The organism is Bradyrhizobium sp. AZCC 1719, from assembly GCF_036924525.1.
Classification (GTDB): Bacteria; Pseudomonadota; Alphaproteobacteria; order Rhizobiales; family Xanthobacteraceae; genus Bradyrhizobium.
Window position 1 is genome coordinate 3,900,665 of sequence record NZ_JAZHRU010000001.1, and the last position, 13,763, is coordinate 3,914,427.

Consider the following 13,763-nt stretch of genomic DNA (forward strand, 5'->3'; position numbering starts at 1 on the left):
GAATGCCTTTCACGGGATAATGACGGGGCAGTGTAGCCGATCGCGGCAACATGTCAGCCGGTGAACCATTTCGCCGGCACGGTGACAATTGATGGAAACAGCACCATCAGGAATAGCACGATCAGTTGGGCGATCATGAAGGGCCAGACGCCCTTGATAATGTCCTCCATGCTGATGCGCGACACGCCGCAGACGACGTTGAGGACGACGCCGACGGGTGGCGTGATCAGGCCGATTGCGTTGTTGATGATGAAGAGCACGCCGAAATAGACGGGGTCGATGCCGGACTGCTTGACGATCGGCATCAGTATCGGGGTGAGGATCAGAATGGTCGGCGCCATGTCCAGCGCCATGCCGACAATCACCACCAGCAGCATGATCGCCAGCATCAGCAGCGTCTGGTTATCCATGAAGGGACGGACGAGGTCGACGATTTGGGTGGCGATTTCCGAAACGGTGATGAGCCAGGACGACACCAGCGCCGCCGCGACCAGGAACATGACGACGCTGGTGCTGAGAGCAGCCGAGACGAAGACTTCGTAGAGTTGGCCGATCTTGAGCTCGCGGTAGATGCAGGTCGCAACAAACAGCGCGTAGACGGCAACGACGACGGCGGCTTCGGTCGGCGTGAATACGCCGAACCGCAGGCCCACGATGATGATCGCGGGCAGCATCAGGGCCCAGAAGCCGTCGACAAAGGCCCAGACGATCTCGCGGAGCGACTTGCGCGGCGGGCTTTCGATATTTTCTTCGCGCGCGACCCACCACCAGGCGATGCACAATCCGACACCGAGCATGAGGCCGGGGAAGATGCCGGCGAGGAACAGTTTCGATATCGAGACGCCGCCGGCCACGCCGAACAGCACGAAGCCGATGCTCGGCGGGATCACGGGCGCAATGATGCCACCGGCGGCGACGAGGCCCGCCGCATACATCTTGCGGTGACCGGCCGCGACCATCATGGGGACGAGCAGCGCCGCCAGCGCCGCGGCGTCCGCCGCAGCAGAACCCGACAGCGACGCCAGCACGCAGGAGGCGAGGATGGCGACGTAGCCGAGGCCGCCTTTGACGTGCCCGACCAGCGCGAGCGCGACATTGACGATCCGCCTGGCGAGGCCGCCGCGGTTCATGACCTCGCCAGCGAGCATGAAGAACGGCACGGCCATCAAGGGAAAGCTGTCGGCGCCGTTGATGATGTTCTGGGCGACGATCTGCGAGTCGAAAATGTCGAGCGAATGCATCAGCGCGACGCCGCAGACGATCAGCGCGAAGGCGATCGGCATGCCCAGCGCCATCGCGCCGAGCAAAGAGAAGGTGAAGACCGCAAGCGTCATGCCCGGCTCCGCGCCATCGAAGGATGATCAGGTGTGCTCATCGCTTTCCTTCACAGCGATCAGATCTTGTTCCGACGCTGATCCGCTCATCACCCGCACGAGATCGAGCAGCAGGATCACGGCGGCCGACACGCCGAATACGAGCCCGGAAGAATAAAAGAACAGTCCGACCGAAATGCCTGAGGCGGGCGCGCTGTCGCCGAAGGTCAACACCGCCTGCTTCCAGCTTCCGAGCGTCAGCAGCGCGTCCACGTAGAGCATCAACAGATAGCTCACCACGAAGCAAATGAGCTTGCCGCGCGGCGGGAGCGCACGGACCAGCGTGTCAACGCCAAGATGGGCATGCAGGCGCAGCGCCACGATGGCGCCGAGGAAGGTCAGCCAGACGAGAAGCCAGCGCGACAGTTCCTCTGACGTCGCTATCCCTGAATTGAAGAGATAGCGCAGCACCACGTTGGTGAAGACCAGAACGACCATCGCAGCGAGGCAGATCGCGATCGCGAGCTTGAGCAGCCGGCAGTAAAGGTCGATCAGCCGCTCGATGGTGCCCATTGCGGGCCTACTTGGCGCCACGGATGCGCGCGACCTCGCTCGTGAATAGCTTTACGCGGGCGGGATCATATTCGGCCGAGAATTTTTCAACGACGGGTTTGGTGGCGTCCTGCATGCGGGCGTATTCGGCAGGCGCAATCTCGTTGAACTGCATGCCCTTGGCCTTCAGTTCATCCAGCGCTTTCTCCGCGGCGAGCTTGGTCTGATCGCGCTGATATTCGCGCGTCTCGGCAAAGCTGTCGCGCAGCATTTTCTGCTCTTCCGCCGACAGCCCGTCCCAGAACTTCTTGCTGACGATGATGACGTTCTGGGTGAAGGTGTGGTTGGTAGCCGAAACGTATTTCTGCACTTCGTAGAACTTGTTCGACAGGATGACGCTGTAGGGGTTCTCCTGGCCGTCGACGGTCTTGTTTTCCAGCGCGGTGTACAATTCGCCGAACGCCATCGGCACCGGGTTTGCCTTCAGCGCCTTGAAGGTTTCGAGATAGACCGGGTTCGGAATCACGCGCAGCTTCAGCCCGGAGAAATCCTCGACCTTCGCAATCGGGCGGCTGCTGTTGGTGGCGTTGCGGAAGCCGAGCCCCCAGTAGCCCAACCCGATCAGTTCCTTCTCGGGGAGCAACTCCAGCATCGCCTTTCCGAATGCGCCCTGGGCCAGAGCCTCGGCCTGCTCGAACGTGCTGACGGTGAAGGGGAAGTCGAACAGGCCGAGATCCTTGACGACGCCGGCGAGCGAGGTGGTCGACGCCGAGAGGATTTCCTGCGTACCGCCACGCACCGCCGACTGCTGCTGCATCTCGTTGCCGAGTTGCGAGGCCGGAAACTCGCGGATCTTCAGCTTACCGCCGCTCTTGGCCGCCAGCACCTCGGCGAACTTCTTCACGCCAAAGCTGATGGGGTGGTCGGTGTTGTTGAGATGGCCCCAGCGGATGGTGCGTTCCTGCACTTGGGCCGAGACTTGGGCGGAAGCCGGTGTCCCCAAGAGCGCGCAAACGCTGACAGCAGCGCACAGCAATCCGATCCGCATGGCGGTTTTCTCCCTGTTGGTACGCGATCTTCTCGACGTCGCGGTGAGGGAAAGTATTCATATGATAAAATCAAAGTCAAAATATAATTTTAGAATCCTCATATGAAATAGGTTATATAGGGTGAATAGTGGCGCTTGAGCGGAATCGGCTGACGTGGCACTTGCCGGTTGGCTGCCTGGCGCGTGGATTGGCAATGACACTGGTCGAGCGAACGGAAGAGCAGGAAGCGGTCGGCGATGACGGCTATCGCCGCATCCGCACCGACATCGTGTTCGGCCGCCTGCGTCCGGGGCAGAAGCTCAGGCTGGAAGGTCTCAAAGAGGACTACGGCGTCAGCGTCTCCACGCTGCGCGAAATCCTCAACCGGCTCGCCGCGGAAGGTTTTGTGCTGGCCGAGGGCAGGCGCGGCTTCGAGGTGGCGCCAATCTCGGCCGAAAACCTCCGCGAGCTCGCGGAGCTTCGACTGCTGCTGGAGCAGCACGCGATGGGCGTGTCATTCGCCAATGCCGATGTCGAGTGGGAAGGGCGCGTGGTTTCCGCACATCACAAGCTGGCATCAACGGAGCGGTTGATGGAAACCGGCCTGGGCGAGCTCGAGCAGTGGAAGCGCTATGACGGTGAATTTCATCAGGCGCTTATCTCCAATTGCGGCTCGCGCACGCTGATGGAGACGCACGCCTTGGTGTTCGACAAATATTTCCGCTATCAGATGGTGGCTTTCAGCTACCGCGGCAGCGAGCCTGCCGCCCAGCACAAGGCGCTGCTCGATAGCGCGCTGAAGCGCGACGCCGAGACCGCGACTGAGACGCTGCGCGCGCATGTGAACAATTGCGTGGAGCACGCGCTCGCAACGGCAACGCTGAAGTAAAACTGGAACGGATTAGCGACCCGTCCGCCGTAGCAAGAGCGAAGGCGGAAGCGAAATCCGCCGACCGTTTGCCGTGAATGGCGGATTACGCTGACACTAATTCGTCCTACGCACTACGGATCACACCACCTTGCGCTGGCGCAACTCTGCTATCTCGTCCTTCGCGAAGCCGAACTCGGTGAGCACCTCTTCCGTCTGCTCGCCGAATTCCGGCGGGCGCGCGGCCATCCTGCTTGGCGTGCGCGACAGCGTCACTGGCTGGCCGACGAGCTGGATTTGGCGGTTCTCATCGTTCGGCACGTGTTGCGCGATGCCGAGGTGCTTGACCTGGGCGTCCTCGAACATCTGGTCGATCGAGTAGATCGGGCCGCAGGGCACGCCGGCCTCGTTCAATTCCTTGACCCAGGTTTCCGTCGACTTCTTTTCGGTGAGCTTGCCGATCGTTTCGTTCAGCGCGCCGCGGTTCTTGGAGCGCGCGGGCGCGGTGGCGTAATCGGGATTGGTGATCAGTTCGGGGGCGCCGATCGCTTGCGCGCAGCGTTCCCAGATCCGCCCGCCCGTGGTCGCGATGTTGATGTAGCCGTCGGAGGTCTTGAAGACGCCGGTCGGGATCGAGGTCGGATGGTTGTTGCCGGCCTGCTTGGCGACTTCCTTCTCCATCAGCCAGCGCGAGGCCTGGAAATCCAGCATGAAGATCTGCGCCTGCAACAGCGAGGTCTGCACCCACTGACCCTCGCCGGAAACATCTCGCTCCAGCAGCGCCGTGAGGATACCGAGCGCACAGAACAGCCCCGCGGTGAGGTCGGCAACGGGGATGCCGACCCGCATCGGGCCCTGGCCCGGCGCGCCGGTGACCGACATCAGCCCACCCATGCCTTGCGCGATCTGATCGAAGCCCGGCCGCTTGTGGTAGGGGCCATCCTGGCCGAAGCCGGAGATGCTGCCATAGACGAGACGTGGGTTGACCTGGCGCAGGCTCTCATAGTCGACGCCGAGTTTTGCCTTTACGTCGGGACGGAAATTTTCGACCACCACGTCGGCCTTGGCGGCGAGGCGCTTGAACACTTCGAGGCCCTTCGGGTCCTTCAGGTTCAGCGTCATGGCCCGTTTGTTGCGGTGCAGATTCTGGAAGTCCGAGCCATGGCGCGGTCCGCCCGGCTGCTCGCCACCGCCATCTTCCAGGAGCGCGTCGATCTTGATGACGTTGGCGCCCCAGTCCGCCAACTGCCGCACGCAGGTCGGCCCCGACCGGACGCGGGTCAGATCGAGCACGGTGAAGCGGGAAAGGGCCTGCGAAGCGCGTGGGAAAGGCATTGAGAAACCTTGTTTTTTTGGATTTTCGCGGAGGGAAGAGCAGCCCGATCCGACTTAAACAAATCTCGCGCTGATTTCCAACTGCTTGTTCGCCCGGCAGGGGCGGTCATCGGGGCAGGGCGAGCCACCAATTTTTGGGGGGACCGGAAGCCGGCTGCCCGGCACGGCCCCGCAAGACTACGGATGGTGGCCTGAGATTCTGCTTTTCGCCGTAATGCACCGTAAAGCAGGCGCAGGCCAAGCCTGGCTGCTAAACAACCGTTAATGAAGGCGATTCTAGCCTTCCGTGTGCTTTGCGATTCTCGCGCAACCGAACGACCTGCTGACAGGCCTGATCGATGAAGAAGAATGATCTGTTTTCCGATGAGATCTGGCCCTTCCAGCCGTTCGCGTCCGGGGCGGGCGACCGCGCGCTTCAGCCTGAGGGGACGCAGGACCAAGAGTTTGGCGACGAAGGCGAGCCTTACCCGCTGGCGCTAGAGGCTGCCAGCGTGTCCAGCGGCGAGGCGTATGCGGCGAAGCCGGTTGCGTCGATCGCGACGCTCGCCGACTACCTCGTCAACGGCTTTTGGCAATACAACAACAACATCGCCCATCGCTTTGCTTCCAACACCATCACCTTCAATATCAACGGCCTGAATTCGGCGGAGCAGTTTCTGGCGCTATCGGCGCTGCAGGCATGGTCCGACGTTGCCAACATCAGCTTCGTCCAGACCTCCGGCTCCGCGAACATCACCTTCACCCACAACGGGACGATGCAGGCCTATAGCAGCGGTAGCTGGCCCGGGGGCTGGATCGCATCCGCGATCGTCAACATCAGCACCGACTGGGTCACCACCGACGGCGGCGCCAACGACGGCAAGACTGGCATCGATAGCTACGCCTACCAGACCTACATCCACGAAATCGGCCATGCGCTCGGGCTTGGCCACCAGGGGCCGTACAACGGCAGCGCGTCGTATTCGACCAATGCGATCTATGCCAATGACACCTGGCAATATTCGATCATGTCGTATTTCGGCGAGCACAATTATTCCGGGAGCTCGTACCGCTACGTGGTCACGCCGCAGATGGCGGACATCTACGCCATGGCTTCGATCTACGGGGCGGCGACTTCGACCAGGATCGGCGACACCGTCTACGGCTTCAGCAGCAACGCGGGCGCGGTCTTCAATTTCGGCAACTACACTTCGGCGCCGGCGCTGACGATCTACGACAGCGGCGGCAACGACACGCTCGATTGCTCCGGCTATTCGTCGGCCCAGACCATCGACCTGCACGCAGGCGCGTTTTCCTCGATCGGCAGCCTCGTCAACAATATCGGGATTGCACTCAACGCGATCATCGAGAAGGCCATTGGCGGCAGCGGCAACGACAGGCTGATCGCGAGCGATTCAGGTTGCACGCTGTCCGGCGGCAACGGCAACGATACGCTGGACGGCGGGACGGGCAACGACATCATCGTGGGCGGTTTCGGCACTGACGTTGCAATATTTTCAGGTGCCCGCAGCAGCTATGTCTTTACATATAATTCAGCCACACAGACGTTCACGGTAATCGACCAGCGTTCCTCCGGTCAACTCGACGGCGTAGATACCCTTACCGGCGTGGAGAACTTTCAGTTTTCAGACGGGACGTTTGCGAGCACGACATTCGTGAGCCCAACGGTCATTGAGGCATTTGGGGCAACCAGTCTGGTCCAGAATTCCTCTTATTACTTTCTTCAGAGCAACAGCAGCGGAGCCGGCCCTCAACTGTATTGTTTCGGAGCGCCGGTGGTCGTGGGCCAGTTTGGCGCCTGGACGCCGATCGCAACAGAGCAGACGAGTAGCGGCTATCAGGTTGTCTTGAAAAACGGGACGGCTGACAGCTATATCGTCTGGAGCCTCGACAGCAACGGCAACTACCTCACCAATACTGTGGCTGCATCGGGGGCCAGCTCTGGCATTGTTTCGCTGGAAACGAGCTTCCAGCAGGACCTCAACGGCGACGGCACGATCGGTGTTCCCGTCGTGTCAGGAACAGCCATCGAATCCTTCGGATCGACCAAGCTGGTCCAAGTCGGCAATAACTATTATCTCGCCAGCGTCAGCAGCAATACCGGACCCGAGCTGAAAATCTACGGAGCGCCGGTAGCCGTGGGCCAGTTTGGCGCCTGGACGCCGATCGCAACAGAGCAGACGAGTAGCGGCTATCAGGTTGTCTTGAAAAACGGGACGGCTGACAGCTACATCGTCTGGAGCCTCGACAGCAACGGCAACTACCTCACCAATACTGTGGCTGCATCGGGGACCAGCTCTGGCATTGTTTCGCTGGAAACGAGCTTCCAGCAGGACCTCAACGGCGACGGCACGATGGGCGTTCCCGTCGTGTCAGGAACAGCCATCGAATCCTTCGGATCGACCAAGCTGGTTCAGGTCGGCAACAACTATTATCTCGCCAGCGTCAGCAGCAATACCGGACCCGAGCTGAAAATCTACGGAGCGCCGGTAGCCGTGGGCCAGTTTGGCGCCTGGACGCCGATCGCAACAGAGCAGACGAGTAGCGGCTATCAGGTTGTCTTGAAAAACGGGACGGCTGACAGCTACATCGTCTGGAGCCTCGACAGCAACGGCAACTACCTCACCAATACTGTGGCTGCATCGGGGACCAGCTCTGGCATTGTTTCGCTGGAAACGAGCTTCCAGCAGGATCTCAATGGCGATGGCACACTCGGCGTTCCCGTCGTGTCAGGAACAGCCATCGAATCCTTCGGATCGACCAAGCTGGTTCAGGTCGGCAATAACTACTATCTCGCCAGCGTCAGCAGCAATACCGGACCCGAGCTGAAAATCTACGGAGCGCCGGTGGTCGTGGGCCAGTTCGGCACCTGGACGCCGATCGCAACAGAGCAGACGAGTAGCGGCTATCAGGTTGTCTTGAAAAACGGGACGGCTGACAGCTATATCGTCTGGAGCCTCGACAGCAACGGCAACTACCTCACCAATACTGTGGCTGCATCGGGGACCAGCTCTGGCATTGTTTCGCTGGAAACGAGCTTCCAGCAGGATCTCAATGGCGATGGCACGATCGGCGTTCCCATCGTGTCAGGAACAGCCATCGAATCCTTCGGATCGACCAAGCTGGTTCAGGTCGGCAATAACTATTATCTCGCCAGCGTCAGCAGCAATACCGGACCCGAGCTGAAAATCTACGGAGCGCCGGTAGCCGTGGGCCAGTTCGGCACCTGGACGCCGATCGCAACAGAGCAGACGAGTAGCGGCTATCAGGTTGTCTTGAAAAACGGGACGGCTGACAGCTACATCGTCTGGAGCCTCGACAGCAACGGCAACTACATCACCAATACCGCGGCAGCGTCGGGATCCAGCTCGACGATCGAATCGCTGGAGCCGAGTTTCCAGCAGGACCTCAACGGCGATGGCGTGATGGGCGTTGGATCGCCTACCGTAGTCAGCACAGCTTCGTCCCTCAATATATCGGAAGCTCCGGCCGTGTTCGGCTCTGATAGCTCATTCCTGTTTCGGGCGGATTTAGGTGTGCAGACCGGTGAAGCAAATTCGGTCGTTCTGGCGGAATTCTTAGCATTAGGCAGCAATCCGCGCCTGGAATCGTTCTTAATGAATGCAGAGGCGGATTCACTGCCGGCGTTACGTCACACAGCGAACGGCACTCAGGACGCAACAGTCGATACCTCCAACTATGACAGCGTAAAGTTTCAGGCGAGCGAATTGTATGCGGGGCATTTCATTCTGCACACTTGAAATCCGTGAACACACGTCATCCATTATCCGCTACTTCTGCTGAGCTTCAGCTTGCTTCATCCTTTGCTTCACAACCGTGGCTGGATAATATCGCTGATCGCAGTGACGGCTGTCCTCGTGCCGATCGCCTTTGTCGATTGATCGTCTTATTATACAAATATATTCAATAACTTATTCGGAATGCATTGCGGCCTCTTAGCCGCTCCTGTAAATGGGCTCGGGTGGGGCAACTCAAAAAACTCCTGGCTCGGTTCTTGACCAAGTCGGCAAGTGTTTGTGCTTCTTAATCATCTCGGCATGGCATGTTCCCTGGTCGTTGGGTAGGTGAGCCAACTCCTGATCGACCGATCCATGTCGCCGCGGCCTAAAGCTGATATGCGGTGAGAAAAAATCCGACCGATTTGCTGGGTAATTCTGCCTGGAACGCGATCGCCTTTATCGTGGCCGTGGCACTGAACTTGATTGTCCTGCCGTTCGTGGTGTTTCGCCTCGGTGTCGCTGCGTTCGGCGTCGCTGGGCTCGTTACGGCATGTGTTGCGCCCGCGCTGGCGTTCAGCAACGCTCTTGCATTGTCGATGACCCGGGAGCTGGCCCTGCGGCTGGAGCCGTCGGAGCGCCACGATGCGCGACGAATGTTCGCTACGGCGGCGATGCTGGCATTGGCAGCCGGCGGCGCGATCGCGATGCTGCTTGCTTTGGCCGGGGCACCGCTTGCGCGGCTTGGATTTCATTTGAGCGGGTCGTCCGCGGATGATCTGGGACTCGCATTTGCGCTGGCCAGCGCCGGATGGCTGTGCCAATGCCTGGCCGCCGTCTTCCTGGCCCTGTTCACGGCGCGCCAGGACTATCGAAGGGTTGCTTCGATCAGCATCGTCAGTACCGTGGTCGCAACAAGCTCCATGCTGTTGTTGATTCCGCGCTGGCCTCAGGCCTCGACGTTTCTCGGCTGTCAGGCGTTGGGTTTTGCAACGAGCCTTGTTCTGGCCTTCGGATGGTCCCGACGTGTCATAGGCGATTGGCTGGCGCGCCCGACGATCGATCGCGGGTCGCTCGGCAACCTCGTCAAGCTGGGTGGCTGGCAACTGGCCGCACAGAGTGGCGCGCTCATTGCCGCACAGGCGGATCGTTACTTGCTCGGAGCTTTGCTGCAGCCGCAATTCGTCGGCTTCTATACGATTGCGCAGCGGCTGGAGGAGGCGGTGTATATCGGCGTCCTGAAGGTCGGCGAAATCCTCTTCCCGTTCTTCAGCGCTCTGCAGAAGGAGACTGACGATCGCAAGGCCGATCTCCTGTTCCGCTCGTCCTGGATACTCAATGTGCTCGCCGCGAGTGCGCTTGGCGGCCTTATCCCCGTCGCCGGCCCGTTGCTTCATCTGTGGACCGGCGCCGAAGTGGCTGCCGAGGCCCAGCGTGTGCTGGTGATACTGTCGATCGCCGGCATCCTCGGGTCGAGCTCGAATGTCTTTGCTTTCTATCTTCTGGCGCAAGGGCGATCGAGTTCGAATGCCTTGATCGCACTGCTCACGGGCGTGTTCACGCTGGCGACCAGTGCGATCGCTTTGCCGTATTTCGGATGGCAAGCGGCGGGGTGGAGCGCCTGCATCGGCATGATCGTTCAGATGGTCACCGTCTTGATCTTGCTGCGCCGGCATTTCGGCCTCGCCGGTATGCGGTCGCGTCTGACCCACTTCGTGTTGATGCCGATTGGGATCGGCATCGCAACCGCGCTGGCGTTGCGATATGGCTTCCGCAACGCGCAACTCGACCAGGCAATTGGCTGGTGGTACGTGGGGGGCTGTTATCTGCTGGCGGCTGGTATCATCTTCGTCGTCACGGTCGCGGTTTCACGGGCCGGTCCCTATGGCGTGGCCTGCTGGCGGGATCTCCGCGCCATCGCCAGCCGTTTCCTGTCCCTCAAGGCGATCTGACAAATGTGCGGAATTGCAGGCATCGTGAACCTCCGCGGCAACGCGGTCGAACCGGCGGAAATCTCGCGACTGACGAATCTCCTCGCGCATCGCGGACCCTTTGGCGAGGGCAGTTGGTTCAGCGCGAACCGCAATTTGGCGTTCGGCCACCGCAGGCTCGCCATCATCGATCCTGGCGAAGGAGGCTTTCAGCCGATGGTCTCCGGCGACGGCCGCCATGTGATCGTGTACAACGGCGAGATCTACAACTTCCTCGAGCTGCGGCGCGAACTCGAGGCACAGGGCGCGGTCTTTCGCAGCCAGTCGGACACGGAGGTCATTCTGGCCGCATGGCAAGCGTGGCGGGAAGGCATGCTGGCGCGCTTCAATGGAATGTGGGCGCTCGCGATCTTCGATACCAAAACCGAAGAACTGTTTCTGGCGCGCGACCGCTTCGGCATCAAGCCGCTGTTGTATGCGCTGACATCGGAGCGCTTTGTCTTTGCGTCCGAGCAGCGCGCGTTGGTGCGAAGCGGCCTGATCAACGTGTCGCTGGATATCGACGTGGCGCGACGGCTTATGCTTGATGCCTTCGGAATCGAAGGAAGCGAACGGACCCTTTGCGGGGAGGTGCGCCGCCTTCAGGGCGGACATTGCATGTGGCTGCGCCAGGGCAAATTGGAGGTCCGGCGTTGGTGGCGGACGGTGGATCACCTGCCGGTGGTCCCGAACACCGAAGCCGAACAGGTGGAACGCTTTCGCGAACTGTTCCAGGACGCGGTCGCGCTTCGGATGCGCAGCGACGTGCCGATCGGGACCTGTCTGTCGGGAGGGTTCGATTCGTCGGCTGTGATCAGCACCATGGCCGCGCACGAAAAGGCCGGCATGGGTCCGCGGGACAGCACGTCGTGGCGCCACGCCTTTGTGGCGACGTTTCCCGGCGCCTCGAATGACGAGCGGCCGATGGCCGAGGAGGCGGCGGCGTGGGCGGATGTCGTGCCGACTTTCCTTGAGATTGGGCGGGCCGACGCGCTGACCGAACTCGACCAGATCCTCGACGACAATGATGACGTCTATATCGGACTTCCAAGCGCACCCTGGCTGATTTATCGAGAACTCAGGCGTCACAACGTGACGGTGTCGCTGGATGGCCATGGCGCGGATGAGTTGATGGGGGCCTATCTTCAGGAGGGGCAATCGGGGGCGTTCTGGATGCGAAACCTGCTCGCTGGATTTGCTTCCCGTTCGGCACCGGCGCGGCGAGGCACCGATCTGTTGCGGGCGCTGATGATCCGGCGCCAGGGAAACTATTTCCTGCGCGGCGGTCTGCGCGACGTGCCGGCGGAGCTTCCGCTGGTCGGAGCAGACGACGTGCTGCCGCGCGACTGGGGCGCATTGAACCGACGGCTCTACCGGATGTTTCACAGTACCGTGCTGCCGACCATCCTGCGAAACTTCGACCGCCTGTCAATGGCTCACGGCATTGAGGTCCGCATGCCGTTCATGGACTGGCGTCTGGTTACCTATGCGATGGCGTTGCCGGAATCCAGCAAGTCATCGAATGGCTATACCAAGGTCGTTGCACGAAAGGCGATGGCTAACCTGATGCCAGAGTCCATCCGGATGGGACGCCGAAAGGTCGGATTCAATTCGCCGATGCCCGAATGGTTGAACGGACCTCTGGCCGGCTGGACCGCGGGTTTGCTCGACCAGAAGGTACCGGCGTTTGCCGAGCTGGTGGATGAGGAACGCTTGCGCCGGACCGTTGGCCATTTGACCTCCTCGAAACAGTGGGATTGGGAGTCGGTCGGCCGCATCTGGCCGTATCTGAACATGAAATGGATGCTGATGAGGTTTGCGTGAGCGATGCGCTTGTTCCAAAACAGTGGGCTCTACCCGTCCTATCTCGCGCACCTGAACCAGCTCGCGGCGAAAGCTTCGAGTTTCGCAGAGCGTCGTCGTATCTTCCTGGACGACCGCTTTGGCGCGCTGCATTTTCTGAAGCCGGTGCTCGAGCAGGAACCCGAGGCGTTCTTCACCAATGGCGACGATGAAATCCTGCAGCGTCACTGGGCGCGGGAGCAGGGACTTCCGGGCAAGCCGACGCTCGAGGCCATATTGCTTGCCCAGATCGAGCATCACCGGACCGAAGTTTTCTACAATCTTGATCCCGTGCGCTATCCCAGCGCGTTCGTCGGCAAGCTGCCCGGCTGTGTCAGGAAGACATTTTGCTGGCGTGCCGCGCCATCAGGAAACGCCGATCTGACGGCCTATGGCGCGGTGCTCGGAAACTTTCCCTCCATCCTTGAATCTTGGCGCCAGAGAGGTTGCCGGGCAGAACTGTTTTTTCCGGCACTGGACCCTTTGATGGATGAGTATGGTCACGGCGAGCGTACGATCGACGTGCTTTTTGTGGGCGGCTATTCACGACATCATACCGCGCGTGCCAAGACGCTCGAACAGGTAGCGAGCCTGGCGGGCACGCGCCGGATCGTCTATCGTCTCGACGCTTCGCGGCTGACCAGGCTCGCCGAAAGCCCCATCGGCGCCTGGCTGCCGTTGCAAAAGCACCGGCGCCCCGACGCCATCGCCAGGATTGCAGAGCCGCCAGTGTTCGGCAGGCAGTTTTACGAATTGATCGGATCATCGAAGATCGTGCTCAACGGCGCCATCGACATGGCGGGCACCGATAGGGGAAACATGCGCTGCTTCGAGGCCATGGGGTGCGGCGCACTGCTGGTATCCGACGTCGGCGGTTATCCGGACGCAATGGAACCGGGAGTGACGATGGAGACCTACGGCTCGGCGCGGGAGGTGACCGAAGTCATTTCAAGGTGCCTGCGAGATTGGCCGGAATCGGCCGAAATGGCGGAGCGGGGAAGGACCCGGGTTGCGGAGACCTACAGCAAGGCTTCGCAGTGGAAACAGTTTGGCGATCTCGTCGCCGGGGTCTAGCCGTGCTAGAGCGGCTGCATAGCGGACGGACGGGCGGTTGATTG

At 60.8% G+C, this 13,763-nt stretch carries 9 protein-coding genes; 5 read left to right on the top strand and 4 right to left on the bottom strand.

Going from position 1 to position 13,763, the window contains the following annotated elements:
* Positions 1–53: 53 nt before the first annotated feature.
* The 3 genes from V1292_RS18270 to V1292_RS18280 are packed head-to-tail and all read right to left on the bottom strand — an operon-like array spanning position 54 to position 2,913.
* Complete coding sequence (locus V1292_RS18270; RefSeq protein ID WP_334374111.1) at positions 54–1,334, bottom strand: TRAP transporter large permease subunit; 1,281 nt, start codon at positions 1,332–1,334, stop codon at positions 54–56.
* Positions 1,335–1,361: 27 nt separating this feature from the next.
* Positions 1,362–1,877: a TRAP transporter small permease gene (locus V1292_RS18275; RefSeq protein WP_442895619.1), complete on the bottom strand. Its 516-nt coding sequence runs from the start codon at positions 1,875–1,877 to the stop codon at positions 1,362–1,364.
* Between the two features lie 16 nt (positions 1,878–1,893).
* On the bottom strand, positions 1,894–2,913 hold the full coding sequence (locus tag V1292_RS18280; protein ID WP_334374113.1) for a TRAP transporter substrate-binding protein: 1,020 nt from the start codon (positions 2,911–2,913) through the stop codon (positions 1,894–1,896).
* A gap of 194 nt (positions 2,914–3,107) precedes the next feature.
* On the opposite strand from V1292_RS18280, the gene V1292_RS18285 reads away from it, so the two are divergent.
* Positions 3,108–3,782 carry a GntR family transcriptional regulator gene (locus V1292_RS18285; protein WP_334374114.1) on the top strand — a complete coding sequence of 225 codons (675 nt, stop codon included), beginning with the start codon at positions 3,108–3,110 and terminating at the stop codon, positions 3,780–3,782.
* A 120-nt stretch (positions 3,783–3,902) separates the two neighbouring features.
* Here the strand turns inward: V1292_RS18285 and V1292_RS18290 are convergent, their stop codons facing one another.
* On the bottom strand, positions 3,903–5,096 hold the full coding sequence (locus tag V1292_RS18290) for a CaiB/BaiF CoA transferase family protein (protein WP_334374115.1): 1,194 nt from the start codon (positions 5,094–5,096) through the stop codon (positions 3,903–3,905).
* Between the two features lie 338 nt (positions 5,097–5,434).
* Between V1292_RS18290 and V1292_RS18295 the strand changes: the two genes are divergently transcribed.
* The 4 genes from V1292_RS18295 (at position 5,435) to V1292_RS18310 (ending at position 13,719) form a co-directional block, all read left to right on the top strand.
* On the top strand, positions 5,435–8,857 hold the full coding sequence (locus V1292_RS18295; RefSeq protein WP_334374116.1) for a M10 family metallopeptidase C-terminal domain-containing protein: 3,423 nt from the start codon (positions 5,435–5,437) through the stop codon (positions 8,855–8,857).
* 380 nt (positions 8,858–9,237) lie between these two features.
* Positions 9,238–10,785 carry a lipopolysaccharide biosynthesis protein gene (locus tag V1292_RS18300; protein ID WP_334374117.1) on the top strand — a complete coding sequence of 516 codons (1,548 nt, stop codon included), beginning with the start codon at positions 9,238–9,240 and terminating at the stop codon, positions 10,783–10,785.
* Positions 10,786–10,788: 3 nt separating this feature from the next.
* Positions 10,789–12,627, top strand: coding sequence for an asparagine synthase (glutamine-hydrolyzing) (asnB, locus tag V1292_RS18305; RefSeq protein WP_334374118.1), 1,839 nt, complete (start codon positions 10,789–10,791; stop codon positions 12,625–12,627).
* Positions 12,628–12,630: 3 nt separating this feature from the next.
* A complete protein-coding gene (locus V1292_RS18310) occupies positions 12,631–13,719 on the top strand; it encodes a glycosyltransferase (RefSeq protein WP_334374119.1) in 1,089 nt (362 codons plus the stop codon).
* Positions 13,720–13,763 lie beyond the last annotated feature (44 nt).